We start from the raw sequence: 25,118 nt of genomic DNA, 5'->3' as shown, positions 1-25,118 counted from the left end.
AAAAACAATATTAAAAACAAGTAGCCCGGCAGAATAAAACACAAAGAAACCTCATTCTGCACATTTTGTGGAGTTTATTTTTCAGAGTATTTCTGCTGTTAATTCTATATCCTGTTTTATATATTCACTGTTATTTAAACCAGCTCTACTTGCATCACGGTTAAACACTATAAGTAATCAATAGAACCCTACAAAAAGCAAGAAAAATGCAGGGTAATGTGATGACCAACTACCTAATGTGAACTTATCAGTAAAAAACAGTATGTTTTCAATCGATGCTTGATCCTCTGCTGAACCCCTGCTTAAGTTAAATAACATCTCTCTTCCTGGAGTTATGTTCATGTCGCTGATAAAAATTAATGCCCCTCTTCTGTTTTTATTCTTCTTGCTGGCAGGGTGCGTCGCCCCCAATTATGATGCTGTTAGTGAACAACAGATCTCGTCAATCCAAAATGAGATCGATCTTAAGTTAAGCTCCTGGACCGAAGTCATCGATCGGGAACAGAAGCCACTGTCTGAAATAAAAGAAATACAATACGCCAACAATATTGATTTCTATAATAAAGTTCAGGCTGATTTACGGAGTCTGGAAATAAGACTTTCGTTAAACAAGAATCCACAAATCAGGCAGCAACTCATTACATTCAGCCAGTCACTGAGTAAGCAGTTAACCACCTTCCAGAACGACCATAAGCAAAGAGGTTATATCTTCAGGCCACAGATAGAAAATCAACGCAAGCTATTTAATGTGCAAATGAAATCATTACTGGCAACGCAGCAGCAGTTTAAGTCCTGAGCCACTCATTTCACTATATAACCGTGCAGGAGGATAAATGAGCTCCGATTGGGTAACGACCAGAAATGCCATCCTTGATATTTTCAAAAAAGCGTTAGCTTCTGGCTGGAATACATTAAGTGATAATGCCAAAGAGCAAATCAGTGAACTGGCGGCTATCGCGCAGGATATCGATGCGAATAAAGATGAAATGGATGCCCAGGCCAGAAAACAGCTTCTTGATAATCAAGCTGAAGCCATAAAAAACGTGCTACTGGCGGAAAAGATTATTGCCGAGACCATTATCATTAAGGCAATTAATGATGCCGTTGATGTCATATTAAAGAATGCACCAAAGTTATTTTTATAATACACAGCTACACCACACTTATAGCCTGCCGGGTCACTGCGGCAGGCTTTCATTTGTGTTACAAGCGATCTTTTACCACCACACCGTCATTCAGCAATGAGTTAATATTCACCGGCATCCCCGATCGCCGTTCCAGCTCGTCCGTTGCCCGATTCACATTCACATCGCTCCCCTGTATCACTGCACGCAGCGCTGGTGTAATGGAGAGCGGCACTTTGTTCGTCGATTCAAATTCAGTGCGGTTGCGTGACAAAGGCTCGTGAACCTCAATCCAGCGGCTGCCGTCCGGTTCGGTGGTCGCTTTCACCGGTTGATCGATAATCTGCACGCGGGTACCAACGGGTACATTGTCGAACAGGTATTTGATGTCGGCATTGCGTAACCGAATGCAGCCCTGGCTGACACGCAACCCGATACCAAAATTAGAGTTAGTGCCGTGAATGGCGTACAGCTTGCCAATATAAATGGCGTATAGCCCCATCGGGTTATCCGGCCCGGCCGGAACAAACGCTGGCAGGGTTTTCCCCTGTTTGGCATATTCACGTCGGGTATTGGGCGTCGGGCTCCAGGTCGGCCCGTCCTGTTTGCGCTCCACCGCAGTGACCCAGTTGCGCGGCGTTTCGCGCCCGGCCTGGCCAATGCCAATCGGTAAAATCTCCACCGTGTTCGTCTCTTTCGGATAATAGTAGAGGCGCATTTCCGCGACGTTCACCACAATGCCTTCGCGCACCGTGGCGGGCAAAATAATCTGCTGCGGAATGGTCAGTTGCGATCCCGCTTTCGGCAGAAAGGGATCGGCATCGGGGTTGGCTTCAAGCATATTACTCAACCCCTGACCGTATTTCGCCGCGAAAGCTTCGAGCGGCAGTGTGTTGTCATGGGGGACGGTGATAATTTGCGGGCTGCCCACCAGCCGGCTGCCCTCCGGGGGCAATGGGTAGCTCACCGCCAGCGCGTTCGGCGCAGAGAACAGCGCAATCAGGCTGCACAGCAATGTGAATCGGGGCATCATTTCCTTCCCTCAGGGCCAGCAGATATTTTTTATATCATAGCCCGCTTTATGCTTTTTCTCCTTTTTTACAGTGCGTTAACGCAATCAAAGTGCAAAATCATAATGGGAGCCGTCCGGTAGCTCAATATCAATACGCAGTTTGCTTCCTGTCGCCTCGATGTAGCGTTTCAGCGTGGAGAGTTTAATATCCCGGCCCTGCTTTTCCATTACTGCAACGGTAGGTTGCTTAAGCCCCAGCGCTTGTGCCATTTCAATTTGCGTTTTCTGTACCCGTTCACGCAATTCGGCGAGGTGAATATTGAGCAGCATCTCCTGTGCAAGCACCTGTGCTGCGGCTACGACCTCGGGCTTTTGTTCTGTAATCAGCTGTTCCAGCGTTTTGCTCATCGCCTTACTCCCTGTTGTTGATAGTTTACAGATGGTGACGGAACTCCCGATCTGCAGTGGGGATCATGACATCGTAAAAACGTTTTTCATGACCTGCTTTACTCCCGGCACAGAGCAGAATACCAACCCGCTGCGGGTCGAAAGCGAAGAATACCCGCAGCGGGTCGCCCCGGCTCTGTACACGCAGCTCTTTCATATTGCTGTAACGTGAACCTTTGACCGTATCGGCCCAGGGTCTGGGCAATGCGGGACCTTTCTCCCGCAGCACCATCAGTGCCGCCAGCACGCTGGCCCGATCACGCTCCCCCAACGTGCTAAACCAGTTATCAAACGTTTTTGTCATTGTTATCTGCCACACAAAGCACCTCGAAAATATAGCTCAAAAACTATATAGACTCAAATCTATATTCGCATTATGTACAGCATTGGAGACCGATTCATGCAGAGATCAATCGTCGCGGAAAGGTGACCGCAGCCTTTTTGCGCAGATAAAGCAACGTTGCAAACATTTGCGGGGAGGGATCGAAAGACAACAAAAAACCCCGCCGGAGCGGGGTTTACGTTTTACAACTTAGCGTCAGGCTTTGGCGCGGCTGGCGATGATGTCGTCCGCCACGTTGCGCGGCGCTTCCGCGTAGTGGTGGAACTCCATGCTGTAGGTTGCACGCCCTTGCGACATGGACCGCAGCGTGGTGGAGTAGCCAAACATTTCGGCCAGCGGCACATCGGCGCGGATAATCTGGCTACCGAAGCGCTCTTCCATCCCCTGCACCATACCGCGACGGGAAGATAGGTCGCCCATAATGTTACCGGCGTACTCTTCCGGCGTTTCCACCTCAACATGCATCACCGGTTCGAGGATCGCCGGGTCCGCTTTGCGCGCGCCCTCTTTGAAACCAAAGATCGCCGCCATACGGAAGGCCATTTCCGAGGAGTCAACATCGTGATACGAACCAAACGTCAGGGTCGCTTTCACATCCACTACCGGATAACCCGCCAGCACGCCGGTGCCCATGGCTTCGCGCAAGCCTTTTTCCACTGAAGGAATATACTCGCGCGGCACCACGCCGCCTTTGGTGGCGTCTTCAAACACAAAGCCGCTACCCGGCTCCAGCGGTTCGAGGGTCAACACGACATGGCCGTACTGCCCTTTACCGCCGGACTGGCGCACAAACTTACCTTCAATGTCTTTCACCGTTTTACGCAGGGTTTCACGGTAAGTGACCTGCGGACGACCGATGTTCGCTTCCACGCCGAACTCGCGTTTCATGCGATCGACAATGATTTCCAGATGCAGCTCACCCATTCCGGAAATGATCGTCTGCCCGGACTCCTCATCCGTGTGCAGGCGGAATGAAGGATCTTCAGACGCCAGTCGTTGCAGCGCGATCCCCATTTTTTCCTGATCCGCTTTGGTTTTCGGCTCAATCGCCAGCGAAATCACCGGCTCCGGAAACTCCATGCGCTCCAGGGTGATCACCGCATCCGGATCGCTCAACGTATCGCCAGTGGTGACATCTTTGAGCCCTACACAGGCGGCAATGTCCCCCGCGCGCAGTTCATCCACTTCGTGACGATCGTTCGCGTGCATCTGCACGATACGCCCGATGCGCTCTTTTTTGCCTTTGACCGGGTTGTAAACCGCGTCGCCTTTTTTCAGCACGCCGGAATAGACGCGAATAAAGGTCAACTGGCCAACATACGGGTCGGTCATCAGTTTGAACGCCAGCGCCGAGAATGGCTCTTCATCGCTGGGATGACGCTCAGCAGGCTGGCCTTTTTCATCCACGCCCTGAATGGCCGGAATATCCAGCGGCGATGGCATCAGTTCCACCACCGCATCGAGCATGCGCTGCACCCCTTTGTTTTTAAAGGCGCTGCCGCACAGCATCGGCTGGATCTCCCCGGCAACGGTGCGTGCACGCAGCCCGGCAATAATGTCTGCTTCGTCCAGCGAACCGGTTTCCAGGTATTTATCCATCAACGCTTCATTGGCTTCCGCTGCCGCTGAGACCATTTTTTCCCGCCACTCCTGCGCGGTCGCCAGTAATGCTTCCGGCACCGGGCCATAGCTAAACGTCATGCCCTGGGTGGCATCGTCCCAGATGATTTCGCGCATTTTGATCAAATCCACCACGCCGGTGAAATGCTCTTCTGCGCCAATCGGGATCACAATCGGCACCGGGTTGGCTTTCAGGCGATCGATCATCATCTGCACCACGCGGAAGAAATCCGCGCCGGGGCGGTCCATCTTGTTAACGAATGCCAGTCGCGGTACGCGGTATTTGTTGGCCTGACGCCACACGGTCTCCGACTGCGGCTGCACGCCGCCAACGGAGTCATACACCATCACCGCACCGTCGAGCACACGCATGGAGCGTTCCACTTCAATGGTGAAATCCACGTGCCCTGGGGTGTCGATAATATTGATGCGATGCGGCTCAAAGCCGCGATCCATACCCGGCCAGAAGCAGCTTACCGCCGCGGAGGTAATGGTTATCCCGCGCTCTTGCTCCTGCGCCATCCAGTCGGTTGTTGCCGCGCCATCGTGTACTTCACCCAGCTTGTGGCTCATCCCGGTGTAAAACAGAATGCGCTCAGTGGTGGTTGTTTTACCGGCATCGATATGCGCGGAGATACCGATGTTGCGATAACGTTCGAGAGGGATGGGTCGGGGCATGATGCGTCCTTAGTCTTTTCGACTGTCCGTTCGCGGCCGGAATTGGCCGCTATTCATTCACGGCACTTATCATAGTACAACTGTACGAGTATATTCGAACTATTTTTGCTATTCTAACAATTGGTTGAGCTGCAATTGACGACGTGGCTTAAACAATACAGTTTGCGTATAGTACCGGCCAGCCGCCGATACGGGCTGCTGCTAAAACCCGCAGCACAACCGCCGACACAGGAAGATTATGATCGCTAACCACCCCGAACGTGAGCAATTTCGCCTCGAAAATGTGCTCTTTGCCCTTGGCAACCCTCTGCGGCTGGCCATTATCAGGCGGCTTGCCGACGGTAGCGAACTCAGTTGCAATGCGCTGCGCCCGCAGGACGTGGCGAAGTCCACCATGACCCATCACTGGCGTGTACTGCGCGATAGCGGCGTGGTCTGGCAACGCCCGCAAGGTCGGGAAAATATGATTTCGCTGCGCCGGGAAGACCTGGATATCTGTTTTCCCGGCTTGCTGGATACGCTGTTGCAGGTGATGCAACGCGAAGGGTAAGCGTTATTTCGTCTCCGGCAGCACAATATTGCTGCCTGCCAGCGTGCCCATGTTGTTGTAAATGGCGCAGGCGGCGTCCACCAGTTGCATCGCCAGCGCCGCGCCACTGCCCTCACCTAAACGCATTCCCATATTGAGATACGGTTCCAGTCCTAAGTGCTCAAGCGCAATGCGCGCCCCTTTCTCAGCAGAAAGATGCGACGGGATAAGATAAGGCTTGATCTGCGGCGCAATGCGGCAGGCTGCCAGCGCCGAAGCATAGGAGAGAAAACCGTCCAGCACCACCGGCAACCCGCAGGACGCCGCGCCAAGGATCACCCCACTCATGCCCAGCAGATCGTAACCGCCGACTTTAGCCAGCACCGCAAGACCATCGGCAGGATCCGGTTGGTTAACGGCGATCGCCTTACGTACAACCGCCGCTTTATGACCGAGCTGTGATTCCGGCAGATTTGCGCCGATCCCCACCACCGCTTCCGGCGCTTCGCCGGTCAGCACGCTAACAATCGCTGCCGCTGGCGTGGTGTTCGCCATCCCCAGTTCGCCCACGCCGAACAGTTTTACCCCCTGCTGCGCCAGTTCATGGGTATAACGGACGGTTTCCAACAGCAGTTCTTCTGCCTGCTGCGCGCTCATCGCCGGGCCAGTGGCGATATTGCCGCTGCCGCGCGCCACTTTCATATTCACCACACCGGGGATGGGATCGGCGTCGATACCGACATCCAGCACATGCACTTTTGCCCCGGCCTGCGCCGCCAGCACACACACGCCGGTGGTTGCCCGGGTCATATTCGCCGCCTGAATAGCCGTGACCACGCGCGGGGAGACCGCCACGCCTTCGTGCCATACACCATGATCCGCGCACATCACCACAATCGCTTTTTCCCCGATCTGCGGCGTGCCGTTCAGTCCTGGCATGCCCGCCAGTTGAACCGCCAGCGCTTCCAGCCGCCCCAGGCTGCCAACGGGTTTCAGTAAGCCATCAAGATGCTGCTGCGCCCGTGCCATCGCCACGTCATCGGGCGTGGGGATAGCTGCCAGTAATGCCGTCAATGTCTGCATAGTGTTTCTCATTATGTTGCGGGCTGTTTATAACAGCGCCAGAAGAAATACCAGTTCGCCAAGCTCAATAGCCGCGCCCAGCGTGTCACCGGTCTGCCCACCCAGCGTGCGTTTCAGCATCTGGCCGAGCACAAAGATAGCCACCAGGGTCACCGCCAGCGCGATAACCCCTTTCGTCCCCAACAGGCCGACAACCGCCAGCCCCGTTATCACCAGCGTGACCAGCGTATCCCGGCCGGAAACCTTGCCAATAAACAGATTCCCCAGTCCCTCTTCGCGGGCGTAGCGATGGCCGAACATCAGCAATACCGCAAAACCGCGCCCCACTGCACAGGCGGCGGCCAGCGCGGCAATCATGCTGGTGTCGCGCAGTTGCAACTCGCTGAGGGTCAGGATCTTCGCCACCAGCACAAACACCAGCGCCAGACCACCGTGGGTACCAAGGCGGCTGTCGCGCATGATCTCCAGCATCCGCTCACGTCGGCGAGCGGAAAACACGCCATCGCAGGTATCCGCCAGACCATCGAGGTGAAAACCGCCGGTTAACAGCGCCAGCGCCAGCACACTAAACAGCGCCGCCAGCGGTGCACCGCACCAGGGTTGCAACACCACCAGCACGATGCCGCTGAGCGAGCCCAACAACAACCCGACCAGCGGAAAAGTCACAATACCACGCACATAATCCGCTACATCCAGCCCCTGTACGCAGCGGCCAGGCACGGGCAAACGACTGATAAACGACAGCGTGGCGAAAAACAACTTAATCATTTGATTTTGACTCCAATACCGGACACCACCAGCCAGACATGATCCGCCGCCTGCGCCAGTCGCTGATTCACGCGCCCGGCGATATCGCGAAAGTGCCGTGCCAGACGGTTTTCCGGCACAATGCCCATCCCCACTTCATTGGTCACCAGCACCACCGGCGACGGGCAAGCCGCACAGGCGGCAATCAGCGTCTCGATCTCTTGCTGCACCTGCGCTTCCAGTGCCGTGTAATCCCAGCTATCGGCATCGTCGCCTTCGCCATAAGCAAACAGTAAATTGGTCACCAGTGTCGTGATGCACTCCAGCAACACTGCTTCATTGGGGGCATTGTCAGGGGTAATAATTTCAGCGAGCTGTTGCCAGCGCTCTTCGGTGCGCCAGTGTGCCGGGCGACTGTCCCGGTGATGCTGAATACGCGCCGCCATCTCCTCATCGAAAATGTGCGAGGTGGCGATATACAACACCCCGTCGGCGCTGGCGACCAGTGACTCGGCATGACGGCTTTTGCCGCTGCGCGCACCGCCGGTAACAAGGGTTAACATGCTGGCTCCTGATGTTGCTGCATAATCTGATAAATACGTTTGATATCCACATGCTCACGCATGGCGCTGGCCAGCAGATCGAACTGCTGCGCTTTATAATGCGCATAACTGACGGCGGCATCCAGTGGCGGCAAGCCTTTACGCTGACGCAGGCCGTTGATGAACGCGCGGGTAAAGGCATCGCTGTCAAACAAACCGTGAAGATACGTGCCAAACACCCGCCCATCGTCGCTGACCGCGCCATCCGCCACGCGCTGCCCCGCTTTGTGCAGCCACAATGCCGGGCGGCACCCGCTGTGCAGTGTGGTTTCTCCCATATGGATTTCGTAACCGCGCAAGCCAAGCCCGGCGCAGCCCGCCAGCCAGCCGGGTAACGTCTCCTGCAAGCTCGCCTCCACAAGCGTTGTGGTTTTGTCACGGGCAAAACGGGTGACGGTATCCAGCAGCCCCAGTCCCGGCAATGTCCCCAGCCCGGACTCCACCTCATCAACGATCGTCTCGCCAAGCATCTGGTAACCGCCGCAAACGCCGATCACCGGGACACCCGCACGATGGGCATCCAGCACTGCTTTCGCCAGCCCGCTCTCACGCAGCCAGGTTAAATCGCCAAGGGTATTTTTACTGCCCGGCAGGATCACCGCATCGGCGCTGCGCAACGCTTCCGGGGTGCGCACATAATGCACGCGCACATCCGGCTGGGCCGCCAGCGCGTTAAAATCGGTAAAGTTAGAAATGTGCGGCAACTGCACCACGGCAATATCTATCGCCCGCTCACCGGTGCGCAGGTATTTACCGCGCTGCAACGCCACGCCGTCCTCATCTTCCAGGTCGACGTCCAGCCACGGCATCACGCCGATCACCGGCACGCCGGTCAGTTCTTCAATCTGTTTAATGCCGGGGGTGAGCAGCGCCACATCGCCGCGAAATTTATTGATAATCACCCCTTTGACCCGCCAGCGCTCATGCGCCTGCAACAGCGCCAGCGTGCCGTAAATCGCGGCAAACACGCCACCCCGGTCGATATCTGCCACCAGGATAACCGGGCAACCAGCCATCTCCGCCATCCCCATATTGACGATATCCCGGTCGCGCAGGTTGATCTCCGCCGGGCTACCCGCCCCTTCCAGCACCAGCGCGTCATATTCCTGCGCCAGGCTTTGATACACTTCGATGATCTGCTGGCGCAGACGCGGTTTGTATTCGTGGTAGCTCACCGCGTCCATATCGGTCGCGACTTTGCCCATCAGCACCACCTGCGCCTTGCGGTCGCTGGTGGGTTTAAGCAGCACCGGGTTCATCCGCACATCGGGGAGGATACCTGCGGCCTCTGCCTGAAATATCTGCGCGCGCCCCATCTCCTGGCCGTCCGGCGTAATGCCCGAGTTGAGCGCCATATTTTGCGATTTAAACGGTGCGGTCTTGAGCCCGTCCTGGTGAAAAATACGGCACAGCCCGGCGACCAGCACGCTTTTGCCCACATCCGAAGCGGTTCCTTGCAGCATAATGGCCTGCGTCATAACGCCTCCTTCACCGGCATCGCCCGCATACGGGCATAAAATTCATCTTCGCTTTTGCACAGCGGGAACCCTAACTCGCTGTGCAGTTTAACCAGCCAGGGCTGCGTCAGCCCGGCCTCTTCAATCAGCGCCCGGCGGGCAAACACCTCGCCTGGCGTACCGTGCGTCAGCAACTCGCCGCGCCGCAACACGTACACGGCGTCGCAGATTTCATAGATTAAATCAATGTCATGGCTGGAAATCACCACATGATTTCCCTGCGCAACGATGCGGCGAATAATGGCCAGCATCTGCGCACGCCCGGCAGGATCGAGCCCGGCAGTGGGTTCATCCAGCAACAGGTATTTTGCCTGCAACACCAACGCGCCTGCGATAGCCACGCGTTTTTTCTGCCCGTGGCTCAGACACTGAATCGGCTGATGACGAAACGACTGCGCATCCACCAGTGTCAACGCCTCCTCCACACGGCGGACGATCTCCGCTTCCGGCACGCCGATATTGCGCAAACTGAAGGCGATATCGCTATCAATATCGGTATAGAAGATTTGCTGATCGGGATCCTGAAACACGGTAGTGACCTGCTGGCGCAGCGCCAGCAGTGCGCGTTTACTGTAATCCAGCGGTTTCCCCTGCCACTGCACCGTCCCTTGTTGCGGGCGTAAAATGCCGCTCAGGTTCATAAACAGCGTGGATTTGCCGCAGCCGTTAGCACCGACCAGCCCGGTCACCGGCTGGCGAGAAAAGTCGAGGCTGAGCCCTTTCAGTATCGGTTCATCCTGGTAACGGAACCACAGGTTATCGGTGACCAGCATGCCACATCCTCACAGGTGAAAATCACCCTGATAAAGTTTGATATCCAGCGTGGTCGCCAGCGCTTTGTAGCGCAGCAGCACGCGGGTAAATAACAGGCTGACCAGCATCGCCAGCGAGCGGTAGCCCTGCGGCACGGTGCGGTAACCAAAACGCAGCGTCTGCGCCCGGTGAATCGCCGCCGCTTCCTCCAGCAGGATAAAGATAAAGCGCCAGATGAGCAGGATCTGTTCCGTCAACAGGCGCGGCGCACGCGCGCGCTTCAGCAACAAAATCAACTGAGGAAACGGCAGGTTCAGCACCAGCCAGAAGGTCGCCGACAGCGCCGCCAGGCTACGCCACAGCGTGGCGTTTGCCGCCGCCAGCCCTTCCGGCATCACACCGATCCAGACGTGACCCAGTGGCACGCCGAACAGCAAATGCACCGGTTCACGGGTAATGCTGAACAGGATCGTCACGACGCCCATCAGTAAAAATCCCAGCGGGATTGCCATCCAGCGCAGCCAGCGCCACAGTGAAATACGCAGCAGCCAACAGGTGAACGCCGCGACAAAAACCAGCAAGATCCCCTGCCCGATGGGCGGCAGGGAAAAGGCCAGCGCCATCAGCAGCAGCCAGCAGAAGAACTTGCGCTCCGGTGCGACCGTAGCCCAACGGCTCTGGTAGCTGAGCCGATCAAGACCGTTCGCTATCACGCTGTCTGCCTTTCATATACCCGAGAATGTAGAAAATCACCGCCGCACCTATCGAGCCTTGCAGCGTAAACAGCAGGCTTTCGATCTCGCCGCTTGCCGGTTCATACAGCGGCTGGAACCACGGCTGATAATGCGGCGCAACGGCCTGGATCTGGCTTTCCGCTTCCCCATCGGAACCGCCATATTCGCCGCCATGGTTGATAAAGAAAGGCATGATCACCAGGGCAATCACCATCGCCAGCAGAATCAGGGTCTTTTTCATCTTAACGCTCCTGTGCAGTAATAAGCTGGCGCCGGGTAAGCTGGTCGTAGATCATCACGGTCAGCAACCCTTCAGCGATGGCAATCGGGATTTGCGTCAGGCAGAAGATGCCCATAAATTTCACCACCGACCCGGTCGCCCCGTGCTGCGGGTCCGGAAAGGCGACGCCCAGTTGTACCGATGTCACGAAATAGGTCACCAGATCGGCGAGCATGGCGCAGAGAAACACCGCCACATCACGGCGGAACCCCGCACGGCAGGCCAGTTTCCACACAAGGTAGCCGACCACCGGGCCAATCACCGCCATCGACATGCCATTAGCGCCAAGCGTGGTCAATCCGCCGTGCGCCAGCAATAGCGCCTGGAACAGCAGCACAATCGCGCCGAGAACCGCCACCACGCCCGGACCAAACAAAATCACTGCCAGCCCCACGCCGGTCGGATGGGAACAACTGCCGGTCACCGAGGGAATCTTCAGCGCCGACAAGACAAAAATAAACGCGCCGCACAGCGCCAGCAGCACTTTCTGGTTGGTGTCGTCCGCCACGATGCGGCGCAAACGCACCAGTCCGTACCACAGGCACGGCAGGAATAGCAGCCACCAGGCCAGCGCCCACATCGGCGGCAGAAAACCTTCCATGATGTGCATGGCGAACGCCTCCTGCGGCACCACCATCAGCAACATAGCGGCGGCGAGTCCGCTGAAAGACAGCTGTTTCAGTTGTTGCACTTTCATACCCTCTCCCACTGTTTATTGACCAGGATGGTCGAAAAATAGGGCAGCGGCTGATCGTCGCTGACATCACCCAGTTGCCGCCAGCACTGCTCTCCCGGTAACGTGGCTTCCGCCATCATCAGGGCGCAACCGAGCAGGCCCGCTTCATGTAACAACGCTTTGATACGGGCAAAACGGCCATACACTTTCATCAACACCAGGCTGTCATGCTGCTGCAACGCCAGGCGGATGTCACTTTCCGGCGCGGTGCAGGAGATAACGGCCAGCGACTGCTGCTCCATGGCCAGCGGTGTCTGCGTGCGCGCGGCGATGGCGGCAAACGACGTCACGCCCGGGACGATCTCTACGTGCTCCGGGTGTTGCAGGCGTTGCAACAAAAACACCCAGGTGCTGAATAACATCGCATCGCCAAGGGTGATAAAACCGACCTGCTTACCGGCCTGCACTTCCGCGTCCAGCGCGGCGGCAACGTCATCCCACACGGCTTCTTTTTCCGCGCTGTCGGCGCTCATCGGGAAATGGCAACAGCGCACGTCGGTCTGTTCGCCAAGGTATTCCCGCACGATGGAGAGCGCCAGGCTGTCGCCCCCTTTGCGCCCGGCCGGGGCATAGAGCACATCCAGCCTGCCGAGGATACGCGCGCCACGCACGGTGATCAGATCCGCCGCGCCAGGGCCGGTGCTCAGGGCGTAAAGTTTGCCACTCATGCTGCGGCCTCCAGCGTCTGCGTCAGCGCCTGTTGCAGATGGCGGACAAACATCGCCCGCACATCAGCGTTTTCCCCCAGGCCTTGTAGCCACGGTGTGGCGGCAATACCGACCCGTTCAAACTGCGTTTTCCAGGAGTCGTCATCGTCAGACGCCATATCGTTAATCGCGTGATCGCCCGCCACCAGCATCAGCGGCATCAGGTGGACGGCGTTGACCCCTTCATGGCGCAACCCATCGATCAGCAAATCGATTTCCGGGTAACTCTCCACCGCGCCAACCCGCGCAGGAAAACGATGAGCGGCCATCATATGGTCGAGACAGGCATAAGCAGAAAACGCATGATGACTGGCGCCGTGGCCCATAAACACCACCCGTTCATGTGGGCCGACCTGCGGCATCTGACGGGAAAGCGCCTGCATCAGATGCAGATAATCGTCATGACTGCTGAGCAGCGGCGCGCCAATCACCAGCCGTTGAAACAACGAGCGCAGGGTCTGCACTTCGCGGACGATTTTTTCGTACTCATCGCCGTTAATGATGTGCAATGACTGGATCGCCACATCCTGGTAGCCCGCGTCGGCGAGTTTTTGCAGCGCCTGCAATGGGGTATCGATGTGCAGGTTGTCGCGCTGTTTCAGTTTGCGGATGATCATGCCGGAGGTGAAGGCGCGAAACAGCGTGCGATCCGGGCAACTGGCCGCCAGCTCGCGCTCGCAGGCAACAATATTTTTCTCACAGGTGTCGTGATAACTGGTGCCGAAGCTCACCACTAAAAGTGCTTTTTTCATTATGTTCTCCTCACTGTGTCGCCAGCCAGCGTCGCAACCGCCGTGAAAATGCGTCCTGACTGTCCAGTCTCTCTTCGCCCACCACCACAGTCTGCGGACGGGTAATAACAATGCACGGAATGCCGGCCGCAAGTGCAGGCTCTATTTTTTCCAGGTAGCCCCCTTCTGCACCGGAGGCTTTGGTGATCATCACCTCGACCCGGTACTGGCGGTAAAAGGCTGCGTTAAATTCCGCGCTGAACGGGCCGCAGAGCGCAACAATGTCGCCAACGCCAAAACCCAGCGCCGCGCACTGCGCCACCACGTCCGGCACCGGTAACACCCGCGCCAGCAGCGTTTTACCCGGTAGCCCTGCGCGCCAGCGCGCCAGATCTTTACTGCCAGTGGTGAGCAAAATGCGCTCGCCTAGTTCACGGGCTTGCTCACAGGCCGCTTCCAGCGAGGCGACATAAAACAGCAACGGATGCGTTAAATCCGGCACCTGCTCCGGGCGCTGGTAGCGGCTTAACAACACCTGCGCCTGCTCACAGGCATGGGCGATATTGCGACTTACCACATCGGCGTAAGGATGAGAGGCATCAATCACCCAGCGGGTGCGATTTTGCTGCAACCAGGCCACCATCTCGCCCAACTCCAGACGACCGCAACGCACCTGACCGCGAATATTTCCCGCCAGTTGTTGCCCGGTCGGTGTCGCCACCGACAGCGTGTAACCCACGCCCGCTGCGTCCAGTTGCTGGCAAATCTGCCGCGCATCGCTGGTTCCGCCAATCACCAGCACGTCGCCCGCCGTCACAGGCTGTAGCCTCGCGGGGTGATCATCAGTCCGTTTTGCACATAGGTGGCGCGGTTTCCGACAATCACCAGGCTGGTCATATCGACAGGCTCAAAGTCCATCGCGCCCAGCGTGGTCAGCCACTTCTCCTCTTTTTTTCGCCCGGCGGATTTCACCACGCCAACCGGGGTATCCGCGTGTTTACTGGCCGCCAGCAGTTCAAATGCTCTTGCCAGGTGGCCTTCACGGCCCCGGCTGCGCGGGTTGTAGAAGCAGATAACAAAGTCTGCTTCACCAGCAGCAACAATGCGTTTTTCAATCACCGGCCACGGCGTCATCAAATCGCTGAGGCTGATGTGGCAGAAGTCATGCATTAACGGCGCGCCAAGCAATGCGGCGGCGGCGATACTGGCGGTCATGCCCGGCACCAGGCGGACCTCCACATCCAGTTGCTGCTTGCCGACCAGCTCCAGCACCAGCCCGGCCATGCCATAAATCCCGGCGTCGCCGCTGCTGATCAGCGCCACGTTATGCCCGGCCTGCGCCAGTTCAATCGCCGCCTGGCAGCGTTCGATCTCTTTGCACATGCCGGTTTTGATCACCTGTTTATCGCCGGTAAAGGCTTTCACCAGATGGGTGTAGGTTTTATAACCAACGACAATGTCCGCCGCTTGCAGCGCGTCGATGGCTTCCATGGTCATCATGGCTTGTGAGCCTGGGCCAATCCCGATTACCGTTAACATCAGTGTGAAACTCCCAAAGTAATAGTCACGCCCTGCTCGCGCAGGGTCTCGCCCACCAGTTGCCCCTGGCTCATCAGCCAGGCCGCCGGGCCGGAAACGCTCCCGACGCCGGCGGTTTGCCGCACAAATTCGGAGGCGGGAAAATGGTGTTCGTGCTGGCGCAGCACGTCAGCGCTGAACACTTCAAACGGCACGCGCAGGCTTTGCGCAAGCTGCACCAGCCCTCGCTCGTCTTGTTTGAGCGTGATGCTACCCACGGCCCGCAGCGCCAGCGGGTCAAAAGCGTGTGCATGCAGTTGCCGCTGCAACAGCATCGACAACAGCGCAAACGGCGTATCCCGTCGGCAGCCAATGCCTGCCACTACACGCCTGGGCACCAACTTGTAGACCGGCAGCGAAAGCGCAGGCAACTCAGCCTGGGTCGTCACGCAGACCAGTGCATCCAGCGCCGGCAGCACCTCCAGATCCACCACCGCAATAAACCCGCGCGTGTCGCAGTTCGCGACTTCTTCGCGCATTGCCGCGTCGCACCACAGGCCGATGCGTTTACCGCTCACCAGCATGTGGTTGATGGTCTTTACCGCCGGGCGGAACCCGTCCATCCGCGCGTCAAGCTGGCTTGCCAGCGTATCCAGCGCCGCCAGTTCGTTTACATCGGTCGCGGTGGTGATCACCGGATCGGCGTCCAGCACCCCGGCCAGGTAGCGCGCCAGCGCATTGGCACCGCCGTAGTGCCCGGAAAGCAGGCTGATCACATGCTGCCCGCGCTCATCAATCACGATCACCGCCGGATCAATAAACTTGTCATTGACCAGCGGCGCGATAACGCGCACGGCGATGCCCGTCGCGCCAATAAAAATCACCGCCGAATAGTGGCTGAACGCCTCACGCAGGGTCTGTGCAAAACCGCCTTCAAAGGGCGCAAACCCGTCCCTTTGCAGCTTTTCGCTGGTAAAGCAGGTCATCGGCAGCGCCGGTTTCAGGCGTTCAGCCAGCGCCATGCCGCCGGGTGTCAGGCAAAACAGCGCAATGGATTCAGGCTTTACGGTATTCATGGCTAAAGTCCGCCGCATAGAGTCGGGAGTAGTGGTACTCCTCCCCCAGAAACGCGCCCACGAGGATCAGCGCAGTTTTGCGGATCCCGGCCTCGCGCACCTTGTCGCCGATATCAGCCAGCGTGCCGCGCACGGTCTGGCTCTCCGGCCATGTCGCTTTGTAAATAACGGCGACAGGCGTGGTGTGCGGATAGCCGCCTTCGATCAAACGCTCCGCCACGCGGTGAATACGTTGTACGGAGAGGTAAATCGCCATGGAGGTCTGATGACTGGCGAACGACTCCAGTTGCTCGCGCGGCGGCACCGGCGTACGCCCTTCCAGGCGGGTGATGATCAGGCTCTGCGATACCTCCGGCACGGTGTACTCCACCCCCAGTTCCGCCGCCGCGCCCAAAAACGCACTGACACCGGGGACCACCTGCCAACGGATGCCACGACGGGTTAACACTTCCCCCTGCTCGCGCACCGAGCCATACAGCGAGACATCACCGGTTTGCAGCCGCACCACCACTTTCCCGGCGTTTACCCCGGCTTCCATCAGATCGATAATCTGCTCAAGGTGCAGTTCAGCGCTGTCGTGGCACTCGGCATCCGCCGGGCAATAGTCCAGCAGTTCGGTGTTGATCAACGATCCGGCGTAAATCACCACCTGCGCCTGTTGCAATAGCCGGTAGCCTTTGAGCGTAATCAGCTCCTTATCGCCTGGCCCCGCGCCAACAAACCAGACGGTGTGCGCCTCCACGGTGTCAGCCATGGTGTTTCTCCTTTTCGCAGGAAATCAAAAAAACGGGATTATTCGGTTTGAAGTAGTGACCACTGCCAAGCCCGGTGAGCAGGGAGACCTGGATCTGCTGGCAATCTAGCGCGGCGACATGGCGGGCGGTAAGGTGCGCCAGCGCAGCGTTGAGGTTTTCCTGCAGGATAAAGGTCATCACCAGTCGGCCACCGGGGTGCAGTTGCGCCAGTGACCAGTCAATCAGTTGCGTCAGGTTGCCGCCGCTGCCGCCCATAAACACCGCGTCCGCCGGTTGTTCAACAAACAGCGGTGCGACCCCGGCAACAATGGCAATGTTGCGGCAGTCAAAATGCAGGCAGTTCTCTTCCAGCAGCCCGAGCGCTGCCGGGTTACGCTCAATGGCGGTCACCCGCAGTTGTGGGTGGGCGAGCGCCGCTTCAATGCTGACGCTGCCGGTTCCCGCGCCAATATCAATCAGGTGGCGCGCCTGATGCAGCTCCAGCTTTGACAGCGCCAGCGCACGCACCGCTTCTTTGGTCATCGGTACCTTTTCGCCACGAATAAACAGCTCATCTTTCATTGAGGATCACCACCACATTCATCTCGTATTGCGCCTGAACATCCGCGGGTCGCAACCGCTGGATACGCTCGTTGTCCATGCCAAGATTCTCACCAATCACCAGCCAGCAATTGGCGGCGCCGCGGGCGATAAGCGCATCGGCAATGGCTTTCGGACCACAGCGCGCATCGGTGACCATCGCCACTTTGGGCTCGCGGGCAAGCCGGTCAAAATCCACCTCACGCCCGTGGCTGCTGGTCAGCCAGATGTCGTTCATGTCGATCCCGGTGCGCGAGCACAGATACTGCGCGGCGCTGATGCCGGGGATAATCTGCAACTGTTCAATGCCAAAGTGCGCGACCAGCCGGGTGCCGATGCCGTAAAACAGCGGATCGCCAGAGGCCAGCACCACCACCCGTCGCGCCGTCTGTTGCTCCAGCCAGGCAAGCAGCGCGGGGATATCGCTATCCAGCGCACGCACTTCACCGCGAAATGCCGGGAATTGCGCCAGATGGCGCTTACCGCCGACCAGCACATCCGCCTGCGCCACGGCCTCTAATGCCCGCGGCGTCATCAGGGCAAGATGACCCGGTCCCATACCCGCTATCGTCAGCATTGCAGCTCCCGGGCAATCGCCTCTGGCGAGCGGTTAGCGCCCAGGACTTTGTTATCAAAAGAGAACATAATGGCGTCGCACTGTGGCGGGGTTTGCGTGAAGCGCAGCATCTGCTCAATGCGCTGGCAAATCCGCCGCGCCAGATGGTCATAGAGATGGTTAAACCCGGCGGCGTCGATGTGCTCCATCGCTGCTTCGGTGGTATCGCAGTCGCTGACCGCCAGCAGCAACGCGTGCGGCGCGCCGAGCAGCGCAAGGTGCGCGACCAGGGTTTCCATGCGCGCATCGGCAATATGGCTGTGGGTATGAAAGATACCGGCGGCGATTTTCACCAGCTTGCCAGGGTGGCCCACCAGCACAATCTGCCGGTAGCCCATGCGCACCGCTTCTTCAATCATGTAGCCCACGAAGTTACTCATCGTCACCACGAGCTCGCCGGAGACACCCAGTTGTTCGCGAACGAAACGCTCGCCGTGGTTGCCGGGAACGAGGATCACCCGCTCCATCCCGCCCGCGCGTTTTTGCTCCAGCTCCAGCGACAGCGAACGTTTCCAGCTCTCTTCCGACATCGGCGTCACGATGCCGGTGGTGCCAATAATTGAAATACCGCCAAGTATGCCAAGCCGCCCGTTGTAGGTTTTCTTCGCCCGTTCTTCCCCTTCCGGGGCGAAGATTTCCACCTCCGCGCCGCGCGTCGGGCCAATCACCTCACGCACCGCGGCTTCAATGGTCTGGCGTGGCGTGCGATTGATCGCCGCTTCGCCCACCGCGAGGCCAATGCCTTTACGGGTTACCCGCCCCACCCCTTCGCCACCGCGCAGCGTAATATCACCGCTGTCGTTTACCGTCACGCGGGCAAAAATCAGCATGCCATGCGTCGCGTCCACATCGTCGCCCCCGTCTTTGCGGATAGCCGCCATCGCCTGCTGGCCTTCAATATGCGGAGATTCCACGTTGAGACGCAGCGTGACGCCGGAAGGCGTGACAATCGACACCTGGTGAATGATGTGCTGGCGCAGCACCATCAGCGCGGCGACTTTTGCCGCCGCCGTGGCGCAGGAGCCGGTGGTGTAGCCTTTGCGTAACGCTTTACCGTTATGCCACACCGGGTCGTCGAAGGCGGGCTCGCTCATTGCGCCTCCCGCAGGTTGTAGAGCAAGGCGTTGATAATGGCGGCGGCGACGTTGCTGCCCCCTTTGCGACCACGGGCGGCAATCGCCGGTAAACCACTTGCCACCAGCGCTTCTTTCGACTCTTCCGCGCCCACAAAACCGACCGGCACGCCCACCACACCGCTGACCTGCGCCTTATGTTCGAGCAAGCGGAACAGTGCGGTGGGGGCATTGCCAAAGACAAAGATTTTTTCCCCCTCTTCACCCAGCGCCAGATCCACCGCCGCCATAGAGCGGGTGATGCCGTCCGCCTTGGCTCTGCGCACCACACGCGGGTCGGAGATATAACAACGCACCTCGCCGCCAAACTGCGCCAGCAACGTTTTATTAATGCCGGAGAGCGCCATGGTGGTATCGGTATAGAGGGAGCAACCGCGTGTAATCGCCGTACACAAGCTTTCCAGCGCATCCGGGGAGAAGTGCAGAATATCCAGCCAGTCGAAATCGGCGGTGGTGTGAATGACCCGTTTGATCACCGCTTCATGCAGCGGGCTGGCAAAACGGTAATCGGGACGGGTTTCATGAATGATCTCGCCGATAATGACAAAACTTTTGGCCTCAATAGCCTGCGGTTGCTGCAAGTAATCCATTTTTTCCATCCTCAGGCTCCCGCCAGTAGGTAATGCGTCAGTGCAAACAACGCCAGCGCCAGCGTGGAGGCCACCCACATCAGGCCAATGGTTCGTGGGATGTCATCCACCTCAATGGCGCGGCGTTCATCGCCAATCCAGGGTTTTTCGACGCGTTCGCCGAAGTAGTCATTCGGGCCGCCAAGGCGTACACCCAGCGCTCCGGCAACGGTGCCTTCCGGCCAGGCACAGTTGGGGCTACTGTGATTGCGCCGATCGCGAAAACCGATACGCAATGCGTTGCGGGCGTTATAGCCGCACAACAGGGTCGCGGCGCTCAGCAGTAACCAGCTCAGCCGCGCCGGAATGAAGTTCGCTACATCGTCCAGCCGGGCGCTGACCATGCCAATGGCGCGGTATTTTTCATGCTTGTAGCCAACCATCGAGTCCAGCGTGTTGACCGCTTTATAGGCCATGGCCAGCGGCGCGCCGCCGATCAGTAAGAAGAACAGCGGCGCAATCACACCGTCGACGGTGTTTTCCGCCACGGTTTCCACCACCGCGCGGGTGATCTGCGGCGGTTGCAGTTGCGCCGTGTCGCGCCCGACAATCCACGACAATTTTTCGCGGCTGTCGTTGAGCGAGCCATGGCGCAGCGCGTTTTCCACGTCCCGCGCCATATCCGCCAGGCAGCGCGTCGCCAGTGTGGTGTAGATTACCCACACCTGCACACACCAGCCCAACCACGGATGGACCGTCGTTGCCAACGTCAGCACGCCCCAGCTCACCGCCCAGGTAATGCCCACCACCAGCAACCACATCACACCGCCGCCAATGCGCAGCGCAACATCACTGTGACAACACTGGCGCACCCCGCGCTGGATGTGCGTAATCAGCGCGCCAATCCAGCGCACCGGATGCGGCCAGTGCGGCGGGTCGCCAAGCAGACGATCGAGCAGGAACGCCGCACACCATGCCAGTAACGTCATAAGGCGCTCCTGGCGGCGCGAAACCAGTGGTTGAGCATCTGCGGGCGTTGCCCGAAATGCAGATGCAGATAGCTGGCGAAGGTATTCCCCACCTGCCAGCCGCCCTGCCAGCGTTTCAACACCTCGCCATCGCGGGTTTTGTGGCAATCCAGCACGGCAGCATGCTGCGGGGTAAAGTCGGAGTAATGGAATTCGTGCCCCCGCAGGGTCTCGCCCGGTGCCGCGAGCAGCGTCTGTTGCGTGGCGCGGGCTTCACAGTAGCCAAAACGGGTCAGCCGTTTGCCCATCACGCTGTGACCGGGGATAACATCCGCCATCGGCCAGCAGTGGCCGTCAGCATCACACAGCGTGGTGCCAAGGTACATCAGACCGCCGCACTCGGCGTAGATCGCCACGCCGCGCTGGTGGGCGACGCGGATGGCGTCACGCATCGGCTGATTGACCGACAGTGCACGCGCATGCAGTTCCGGGTACCCCCCGCCCAGCCACACCATCTGGCACGCCGGCAATGCGCGGTCATGCAGCGGGCTGAAACGCACAATACGGACGCCAGCGCGTTCCAGCAGCAACAGATTATCCGGGTAGTAAAAGTTGAAGGCTTCGTCGTCCGCCAGCGCGAGCGTCAGCCCGGCTCCGGTCTGTTCTTGCTCACAGGAAGGGATATCGCCTCCCGGCAGACGGGTAATGGCGCTCAGGGCGAGCAAACGGTGGATATCCACGGTCTGCGCCAGGCGGTCGGCAAAGTCACGCCAAGGTTGCGCATCCACGATGGATTCACGGGCAGTGACCAGCCCAAGGTGGCGTTCGGGCAGCGCCACGCCCGGCACGGTCGGCACATATCCCAGCACCGGCACCGCACAGTAATGTTCGATGGCCTGTTTCAGCAGTTGATAGTGGCTGTCGCTGTTGACGCGGTTAACAATCACCCCGGCAATCGGCAACTGCAGGTCGAAATGGCAAAAACCCATCACCGTGGCGGCAATCGACGTGGAGACCGCTTTGCCGTCCACCAGCAGGATCACCGGCACGCCAAGCTGTTTTGCCAGCCCGGCGCTGCTGCAATAGTGGGGATCGGTGCCGTAACCGTCGTACAGCCCCATCACGCCTTCGATAACGGCAACGTCAGCGGCGAGCAGATGCTGTGTAAACAGGGCATTAAGCGTGGGTTCCGGCAGCATAAAACTGTCGAGATTGCGGGAAGGAACGCCGGTAACGGCGCTGTGCCAGGCGGTGTCGATATAGTCCGGGCCGACTTTAAAAGGCTGCACGTGCAGGCCGAGGCGCTGCAAAACGGTGAGCAACCCGAGCGTGACGGTGGTTTTCCCACAGCCACTGCCCGTGCCGGCAAGGATAAAGGCGCTGCGCCTGTCTGACATTCCTGAAGCCCCGTAGCGGGTGGAAAAGGTGAAGTCAGGACGCGCGTCTGCCCAGTCTGTCGACTGTACGCTTCTGAGCAACCCACTTCCCACCGAAGTTGTTGATAACTGCCCATCAGGTCGGTCTTCTGGCTTAGCGTCATCCTCGCCCGTCCTTCCCGATCCTGCGATCAGTGGTGATTACGGGGTTGTCAGCATCACAGCAGCGGGGGCTGCGGGGGATTTTCACCCCCTTCCCTGCCGCAACAGCGTGCGGCGTAACCGGATGGATTATTCATCACGGTGTGCAATTATCACCGTAATGTAGTCCCTGAATGCACTATATCGCAGCAGGGAAATAAAAACTGGTTCAGTTTATCGGGACGTAAACAATAATTTGTTGCGCTATAACAATTTATTGCTCACCCCGTTGATTAAAGCCTTATGCAGTCTTGATTCAGATGATTATTACGCCATATTCGAATAACAAAATATTGCTATCGGAAATTTAATCCCCGTCATAGTTTGCATTATTCTGCAAACGGAAGGCTTGCGGCGTCACCTGGTAAGTCTGGCGAAATACTTTGCAAAAATAGCTGGTTTGCGAAAATCCTAAATTGCGCGCAATACTGGCGATGCTCCAGTCGCTGTGGCACAGCATTTCGCGGGCGCTGGCCATACGCTGGCGGTTCACCCACGCGTTAAAGCCAATACCCTGATATTTTTTGAATAATTTACTGAAGTAGTAAGGGCTGAGATAAACGTGCGCCGCTACGTCCTCCAGCCGCAGCTCATCGGAAAGATGCGCATCAATGTAGCGCAGCGCTTTTTTCATTTTGCTGTCATGCGGCCCCTGGTTGCGCGGCGTATGGCTCGCGTCAGAGGATTGCTGATCTTTGATAACCACAAAATTAATCTGTTTTTTCAGACAGTTATCAACAATAAGCTGCAACAGATCCGCCGAAGCAATAACCCGCGAGTAATCCATTTCCGGCACACTGTGGAACGCGTCCATCAGCACCGGATCGGCCTGCCAGCGGTCATCAATATTGAGAATGTCCACCAGTTCCACGCCGCTGTTCTCGCGCAAACGCACCTGTCCACAGAGCACAAATCCCACCAGATGCCCGGCAATCACCAACGGAATAGAGAAGTCGGTTAATCCGGCATGGCAGCGATAGATGCAGGGCTGGTTGGATTTCGACGCTTCGAACCCGCCACAGCGATCGCTCATGCGGCAGCGATCGCTGTGCTGCGGATGCTGGCGCATACGCTGGCAAAACGGAGTGAAATTAAACAGCCCGGAGATCTCTTCGCCGTGGATATTCACCACAACAACGGCCAACCCGGTGGCTTGAGCAAAATCCTGGGCGATTTTATTAATGAGTTCCGAGTTGAGCGCACTCGCAGAAATCATGATAAAACCTCTCAGTGAATTTTAATTTATTGTTATAAACAGGCTATTTGTTTACGCGACTGATAACGTCAATAACATATATTTCATAAGATATGTCGCTAAACTGAAATCAACATAACAAAAGTCTCCCATCCCTGGGAGGCCATTTATTGCTTTCGGGAAAGCAGATCACGAAATACGTTTTAACCTTCCAGCTTGCAGCTATTACAGGGCAGATTTTTGCCAATCAGATATCGGTAGCAAGCCGCACCGCCGCAGGCGCCAATAATTGGCGCAACAATCGGAACGATAAAGTACGGGATCTCACGCCCGCCGGTGAATGCCACTTCTCCCCAACCGGCGAAAAAGACAAACAGTTTTGGCCCGAAGTCACGCGCCGGGTTCATCGCAAACCCGGTGAGCGGCCCCATGGACGCGCCGATCACCGCCACCAGCACGCCAATGAGCAACGGTGCTAACGGCCCACGCGGTACGCCGTTGCCGTCATCGGTCAACGCCATGATCACGCACATCAGAATCGAGGTGATGATGACTTCCACCAGCCCCGCCTGCCAGACGTTCAGCGCCGCGGCGGGATAGGTGGTAAACAACGCCGCCAGTTGCAGGCTTTCAATGCTGCCCCGCACCAGTTGGTGCGCAGTTTCATACTCGAGAAACAGATTGCGGTACAACAGATAGGCCACCGCCGCGCCACCAAACGCCCCGGCGATTTGCGCCACGCAGTAAGGCAGCACTTTGCGCCCCGGAAAACAGGCAAACAACCACAGCGCAATGGTGATCGCCGGGTTGAGATGCGCCCCCGAAATCCCGGCGGTCAGGTATACCGCCAGCGAAATGCCCAGGCCCCAGATAATGCAGATCTCCCACAATCCCAGCGTCGCGCCGGCGACCTTCATGGCGCAGAGGCAGCCGATCCCGAAAAACAAAAACAGCCCGGTACCTAAAAACTCGGCGATGCATTGTGCCTTTAGCGAATCATTCATTATGTCACCTTCCAGGTAGAGTCAGACCTCACCAGCACCCCTGAAGCTGGCGGCAGAGTACAACGCCGCTCACTATAGAAATCCGCGCATGAAAAGTGTTGGCAACCTCAGGCGCAAAACCCCAAAAAAGTCGTGTCGCGATAACACTATTTTGCTCTCGCCATTTCTTTATTATCACTATTCCCGCGCATGCCAATACCGCTATTTAGGGAAAACAAATAACAAATTATTGTTATTTTCCCTGCGCTGATTTACAGCCTTGCTCACAGAATCTTTCCGCACGCGCAAATAACACACCCTGTTTATTTTTGTCACGCTAAAAAATGTAAACCTGACGGAGCAATAGCAATATTTTACTATTCAATAAAATATAAAATAACCAGCAATTTCAATGAGATGAATTTTATCCAGACAATTTATTCACCTGATATCGCCAGGAAGTTTTTAACGTATTTTCAAGAGAGCCATTCTTTTTCCTCGCTTAT

29 protein-coding genes and 1 riboswitch are annotated in these 25,118 nt (G+C 57.5%); of the genes, 3 read left to right on the top strand and 26 right to left on the bottom strand.

Going from position 1 to position 25,118, the window contains the following annotated elements; all coding sequences use genetic code 11:
- Positions 1 to 340: 340 nt before the first annotated feature.
- Positions 341 to 796, top strand: a complete 456-nt coding sequence (locus N7922_RS09420; protein ID WP_263100285.1) for a hypothetical protein — start codon at positions 341 to 343, stop codon at positions 794 to 796.
- A 37-nt stretch (positions 797 to 833) separates the two neighbouring features.
- On the top strand, positions 834 to 1,145 hold the full coding sequence (locus N7922_RS09415; protein ID WP_263100284.1) for a hypothetical protein: 312 nt from the start codon (positions 834 to 836) through the stop codon (positions 1,143 to 1,145).
- Between the two features lie 58 nt (positions 1,146 to 1,203).
- On the opposite strand, the gene ldtA is transcribed toward N7922_RS09415, so the two are convergent.
- The 4 genes from ldtA to fusA all read right to left on the bottom strand — a co-directional run bounded on the left by ldtA (position 1,204) and on the right by fusA (position 5,224).
- Positions 1,204 to 2,157, bottom strand: a complete 954-nt coding sequence (ldtA, locus tag N7922_RS09410; protein ID WP_263100283.1) for a L,D-transpeptidase — start codon at positions 2,155 to 2,157, stop codon at positions 1,204 to 1,206.
- A gap of 84 nt (positions 2,158 to 2,241) precedes the next feature.
- The gene (locus tag N7922_RS09405) at positions 2,242 to 2,544 is read right to left on the bottom strand and encodes a helix-turn-helix domain-containing protein (RefSeq protein WP_263100281.1); all 303 of its coding nucleotides are present in this window, start codon (positions 2,542 to 2,544) and stop codon (positions 2,242 to 2,244) included.
- A gap of 25 nt (positions 2,545 to 2,569) precedes the next feature.
- Positions 2,570 to 2,887 carry a type II toxin-antitoxin system RelE/ParE family toxin gene (locus N7922_RS09400; protein WP_263100280.1) on the bottom strand — a complete coding sequence of 106 codons (318 nt, stop codon included), beginning with the start codon at positions 2,885 to 2,887 and terminating at the stop codon, positions 2,570 to 2,572.
- A 234-nt stretch (positions 2,888 to 3,121) separates the two neighbouring features.
- Positions 3,122 to 5,224, bottom strand: a complete 2,103-nt coding sequence (fusA, locus tag N7922_RS09395) for an elongation factor G (protein ID WP_263100279.1) — start codon at positions 5,222 to 5,224, stop codon at positions 3,122 to 3,124.
- Between the two features lie 238 nt (positions 5,225 to 5,462).
- Here fusA and N7922_RS09390 point away from each other — a divergent pair, with 238 nt between their 5' ends.
- Positions 5,463 to 5,774 carry an ArsR/SmtB family transcription factor gene (locus N7922_RS09390; protein WP_263100278.1) on the top strand — a complete coding sequence of 104 codons (312 nt, stop codon included), beginning with the start codon at positions 5,463 to 5,465 and terminating at the stop codon, positions 5,772 to 5,774.
- Between the two features lie 3 nt (positions 5,775 to 5,777).
- Here the strand turns inward: N7922_RS09390 and cobT are convergent, their stop codons facing one another.
- The 22 genes from cobT to pduF form a co-directional block, all read right to left on the bottom strand.
- A complete protein-coding gene (cobT, locus tag N7922_RS09385) occupies positions 5,778 to 6,836 on the bottom strand; it encodes a nicotinate-nucleotide--dimethylbenzimidazole phosphoribosyltransferase (RefSeq protein ID WP_263100277.1) in 1,059 nt (352 codons plus the stop codon).
- Positions 6,837 to 6,863: 27 nt separating this feature from the next.
- Positions 6,864 to 7,604: an adenosylcobinamide-GDP ribazoletransferase gene (cobS, locus tag N7922_RS09380; protein ID WP_263100276.1), complete on the bottom strand. Its 741-nt coding sequence runs from the start codon at positions 7,602 to 7,604 to the stop codon at positions 6,864 to 6,866.
- Positions 7,601 to 8,146: a bifunctional adenosylcobinamide kinase/adenosylcobinamide-phosphate guanylyltransferase gene (gene cobU / locus N7922_RS09375; protein ID WP_263100275.1), complete on the bottom strand. Its 546-nt coding sequence runs from the start codon at positions 8,144 to 8,146 to the stop codon at positions 7,601 to 7,603. The genes cobS and cobU overlap by 4 nt, the downstream gene beginning before the upstream one ends.
- On the bottom strand, positions 8,140 to 9,663 hold the full coding sequence (locus tag N7922_RS09370) for a cobyric acid synthase (protein ID WP_263100274.1): 1,524 nt from the start codon (positions 9,661 to 9,663) through the stop codon (positions 8,140 to 8,142). Before N7922_RS09370 ends, cobU begins: the two co-directional genes overlap by 7 nt.
- The gene (locus N7922_RS09365; RefSeq protein ID WP_263100273.1) at positions 9,660 to 10,475 is read right to left on the bottom strand and encodes an energy-coupling factor ABC transporter ATP-binding protein; all 816 of its coding nucleotides are present in this window, start codon (positions 10,473 to 10,475) and stop codon (positions 9,660 to 9,662) included. The genes N7922_RS09370 and N7922_RS09365 overlap by 4 nt, the downstream gene beginning before the upstream one ends.
- A gap of 9 nt (positions 10,476 to 10,484) precedes the next feature.
- A complete protein-coding gene (locus N7922_RS09360; protein WP_263100874.1) occupies positions 10,485 to 11,165 on the bottom strand; it encodes an energy-coupling factor ABC transporter transmembrane protein in 681 nt (226 codons plus the stop codon).
- Positions 11,149 to 11,430, bottom strand: a complete 282-nt coding sequence (locus N7922_RS09355; protein ID WP_263100272.1) for an energy-coupling factor ABC transporter substrate-binding protein — start codon at positions 11,428 to 11,430, stop codon at positions 11,149 to 11,151. The genes N7922_RS09360 and N7922_RS09355 overlap by 17 nt, the downstream gene beginning before the upstream one ends.
- A gap of 1 nt (position 11,431) precedes the next feature.
- Complete coding sequence (gene cbiM, locus N7922_RS09350; RefSeq protein WP_263100271.1) at positions 11,432 to 12,166, bottom strand: cobalt ECF transporter S component CbiM; 735 nt, start codon at positions 12,164 to 12,166, stop codon at positions 11,432 to 11,434.
- Positions 12,163 to 12,873, bottom strand: a complete 711-nt coding sequence (locus tag N7922_RS09345; protein WP_263100270.1) for a cobalt-factor II C(20)-methyltransferase — start codon at positions 12,871 to 12,873, stop codon at positions 12,163 to 12,165. The genes cbiM and N7922_RS09345 overlap by 4 nt, the downstream gene beginning before the upstream one ends.
- Positions 12,870 to 13,664 (bottom strand): sirohydrochlorin cobaltochelatase, encoded by a 795-nt coding sequence (cbiK, locus tag N7922_RS09340; RefSeq protein ID WP_263100269.1) that lies wholly within the window; start codon positions 13,662 to 13,664, stop codon positions 12,870 to 12,872. The genes N7922_RS09345 and cbiK overlap by 4 nt, the downstream gene beginning before the upstream one ends.
- A gap of 10 nt (positions 13,665 to 13,674) precedes the next feature.
- On the bottom strand, positions 13,675 to 14,460 hold the full coding sequence (locus tag N7922_RS09335) for a cobalt-precorrin-6A reductase (RefSeq protein ID WP_263100268.1): 786 nt from the start codon (positions 14,458 to 14,460) through the stop codon (positions 13,675 to 13,677).
- Positions 14,457 to 15,182, bottom strand: a complete 726-nt coding sequence (locus tag N7922_RS09330; protein WP_263100267.1) for a precorrin-3B C(17)-methyltransferase — start codon at positions 15,180 to 15,182, stop codon at positions 14,457 to 14,459. Before N7922_RS09330 ends, N7922_RS09335 begins: the two co-directional genes overlap by 4 nt.
- Positions 15,182 to 16,237, bottom strand: a complete 1,056-nt coding sequence (cbiG, locus tag N7922_RS09325) for a cobalt-precorrin 5A hydrolase (RefSeq protein WP_263100266.1) — start codon at positions 16,235 to 16,237, stop codon at positions 15,182 to 15,184. Before cbiG ends, N7922_RS09330 begins: the two co-directional genes overlap by 1 nt.
- A complete protein-coding gene (locus N7922_RS09320) occupies positions 16,218 to 16,991 on the bottom strand; it encodes a cobalt-precorrin-4 methyltransferase (protein ID WP_263100265.1) in 774 nt (257 codons plus the stop codon). Before N7922_RS09320 ends, cbiG begins: the two co-directional genes overlap by 20 nt.
- Positions 16,984 to 17,553: a decarboxylating cobalt-precorrin-6B (C(15))-methyltransferase gene (locus tag N7922_RS09315; RefSeq protein ID WP_263100264.1), complete on the bottom strand. Its 570-nt coding sequence runs from the start codon at positions 17,551 to 17,553 to the stop codon at positions 16,984 to 16,986. Before N7922_RS09315 ends, N7922_RS09320 begins: the two co-directional genes overlap by 8 nt.
- Complete coding sequence (gene cbiE, locus N7922_RS09310) at positions 17,543 to 18,148, bottom strand: precorrin-6y C5,15-methyltransferase (decarboxylating) subunit CbiE (RefSeq protein WP_263100263.1); 606 nt, start codon at positions 18,146 to 18,148, stop codon at positions 17,543 to 17,545. The genes N7922_RS09315 and cbiE overlap by 11 nt, the downstream gene beginning before the upstream one ends.
- Entirely contained in the window at positions 18,142 to 19,281 is a 1,140-nt protein-coding gene (gene cbiD / locus N7922_RS09305; RefSeq protein WP_263100262.1) for a cobalt-precorrin-5B (C(1))-methyltransferase CbiD, read from the bottom strand. Before cbiD ends, cbiE begins: the two co-directional genes overlap by 7 nt.
- A complete protein-coding gene (locus tag N7922_RS09300) occupies positions 19,278 to 19,910 on the bottom strand; it encodes a cobalt-precorrin-8 methylmutase (protein ID WP_263100873.1) in 633 nt (210 codons plus the stop codon). Before N7922_RS09300 ends, cbiD begins: the two co-directional genes overlap by 4 nt.
- 11 nt (positions 19,911 to 19,921) lie before the next feature.
- Positions 19,922 to 20,878 (bottom strand): adenosylcobinamide-phosphate synthase CbiB, encoded by a 957-nt coding sequence (cbiB, locus tag N7922_RS09295; protein WP_263100260.1) that lies wholly within the window; start codon positions 20,876 to 20,878, stop codon positions 19,922 to 19,924.
- The gene (locus tag N7922_RS09290) at positions 20,875 to 22,254 is read right to left on the bottom strand and encodes a cobyrinate a,c-diamide synthase (protein ID WP_263100259.1); all 1,380 of its coding nucleotides are present in this window, start codon (positions 22,252 to 22,254) and stop codon (positions 20,875 to 20,877) included. Before N7922_RS09290 ends, cbiB begins: the two co-directional genes overlap by 4 nt.
- Before the next feature lie 100 nt (positions 22,255 to 22,354).
- A riboswitch (cobalamin riboswitch) is annotated at positions 22,355 to 22,535 on the bottom strand.
- 206 nt (positions 22,536 to 22,741) lie between these two features.
- Positions 22,742 to 23,650 (bottom strand): transcriptional regulator PocR, encoded by a 909-nt coding sequence (gene pocR / locus N7922_RS09285; protein WP_263100258.1) that lies wholly within the window; start codon positions 23,648 to 23,650, stop codon positions 22,742 to 22,744.
- A 182-nt stretch (positions 23,651 to 23,832) separates the two neighbouring features.
- Entirely contained in the window at positions 23,833 to 24,633 is an 801-nt protein-coding gene (gene pduF / locus N7922_RS09280; protein ID WP_263100257.1) for a propanediol diffusion facilitator PduF, read from the bottom strand.
- Positions 24,634 to 25,118: the final 485 nt, after the last annotated feature.

The organism is Kosakonia sp. ML.JS2a (genome assembly GCF_025642095.1).
Lineage (GTDB): Bacteria > Pseudomonadota > Gammaproteobacteria > Enterobacterales > Enterobacteriaceae.
The sequence above is the reverse complement of the archived record's forward strand: the minus strand, read 5'-3'. Positions and strand labels throughout refer to the sequence as shown.

Coding starts and splice junctions, on each gene's coding strand:
- N7922_RS09420 (WP_263100285.1), top strand. CDS start 341: ATGTCGCTGATAAAAATTAATGCCCCTCTTCTGTTTTTATTCTTCTTG.
- N7922_RS09415 (WP_263100284.1), top strand. CDS start 834: ATGAGCTCCGATTGGGTAACGACCAGAAATGCCATCCTTGATATTTTC.
- ldtA (WP_263100283.1), bottom strand. CDS start 2,157: ATGATGCCCCGATTCACATTGCTGTGCAGCCTGATTGCGCTGTTCTCT.
- N7922_RS09405 (WP_263100281.1), bottom strand. CDS start 2,544: ATGAGCAAAACGCTGGAACAGCTGATTACAGAACAAAAGCCCGAGGTC.
- N7922_RS09400 (WP_263100280.1), bottom strand. CDS start 2,887: ATGACAAAAACGTTTGATAACTGGTTTAGCACGTTGGGGGAGCGTGAT.
- fusA (WP_263100279.1), bottom strand. CDS start 5,224: ATGCCCCGACCCATCCCTCTCGAACGTTATCGCAACATCGGTATCTCC.
- N7922_RS09390 (WP_263100278.1), top strand. CDS start 5,463: ATGATCGCTAACCACCCCGAACGTGAGCAATTTCGCCTCGAAAATGTG.
- cobT (WP_263100277.1), bottom strand. CDS start 6,836: ATGCAGACATTGACGGCATTACTGGCAGCTATCCCCACGCCCGATGAC.
- cobS (WP_263100276.1), bottom strand. CDS start 7,604: ATGATTAAGTTGTTTTTCGCCACGCTGTCGTTTATCAGTCGTTTGCCC.
- cobU (WP_263100275.1), bottom strand. CDS start 8,146: ATGTTAACCCTTGTTACCGGCGGTGCGCGCAGCGGCAAAAGCCGTCAT.
- N7922_RS09370 (WP_263100274.1), bottom strand. CDS start 9,663: ATGACGCAGGCCATTATGCTGCAAGGAACCGCTTCGGATGTGGGCAAA.
- N7922_RS09365 (WP_263100273.1), bottom strand. CDS start 10,475: ATGCTGGTCACCGATAACCTGTGGTTCCGTTACCAGGATGAACCGATA.
- N7922_RS09355 (WP_263100272.1), bottom strand. CDS start 11,430: ATGAAAAAGACCCTGATTCTGCTGGCGATGGTGATTGCCCTGGTGATC.
- cbiM (WP_263100271.1), bottom strand. CDS start 12,166: ATGAAAGTGCAACAACTGAAACAGCTGTCTTTCAGCGGACTCGCCGCC.
- N7922_RS09345 (WP_263100270.1), bottom strand. CDS start 12,873: ATGAGTGGCAAACTTTACGCCCTGAGCACCGGCCCTGGCGCGGCGGAT.
- cbiK (WP_263100269.1), bottom strand. CDS start 13,664: ATGAAAAAAGCACTTTTAGTGGTGAGCTTCGGCACCAGTTATCACGAC.
- N7922_RS09330 (WP_263100267.1), bottom strand. CDS start 15,182: ATGTTAACGGTAATCGGGATTGGCCCAGGCTCACAAGCCATGATGACC.
- cbiG (WP_263100266.1), bottom strand. CDS start 16,237: ATGAATACCGTAAAGCCTGAATCCATTGCGCTGTTTTGCCTGACACCC.
- N7922_RS09320 (WP_263100265.1), bottom strand. CDS start 16,991: ATGGCTGACACCGTGGAGGCGCACACCGTCTGGTTTGTTGGCGCGGGG.
- N7922_RS09315 (WP_263100264.1), bottom strand. CDS start 17,553: ATGAAAGATGAGCTGTTTATTCGTGGCGAAAAGGTACCGATGACCAAA.
- cbiE (WP_263100263.1), bottom strand. CDS start 18,148: ATGCTGACGATAGCGGGTATGGGACCGGGTCATCTTGCCCTGATGACG.
- cbiD (WP_263100262.1), bottom strand. CDS start 19,281: ATGAGCGAGCCCGCCTTCGACGACCCGGTGTGGCATAACGGTAAAGCG.
- N7922_RS09300 (WP_263100873.1), bottom strand. CDS start 19,910: ATGGATTACTTGCAGCAACCGCAGGCTATTGAGGCCAAAAGTTTTGTC.
- cbiB (WP_263100260.1), bottom strand. CDS start 20,878: ATGACGTTACTGGCATGGTGTGCGGCGTTCCTGCTCGATCGTCTGCTT.
- N7922_RS09290 (WP_263100259.1), bottom strand. CDS start 22,254: ATGTCAGACAGGCGCAGCGCCTTTATCCTTGCCGGCACGGGCAGTGGC.
- pocR (WP_263100258.1), bottom strand. CDS start 23,650: ATGATTTCTGCGAGTGCGCTCAACTCGGAACTCATTAATAAAATCGCC.
- pduF (WP_263100257.1), bottom strand. CDS start 24,633: ATGAATGATTCGCTAAAGGCACAATGCATCGCCGAGTTTTTAGGTACC.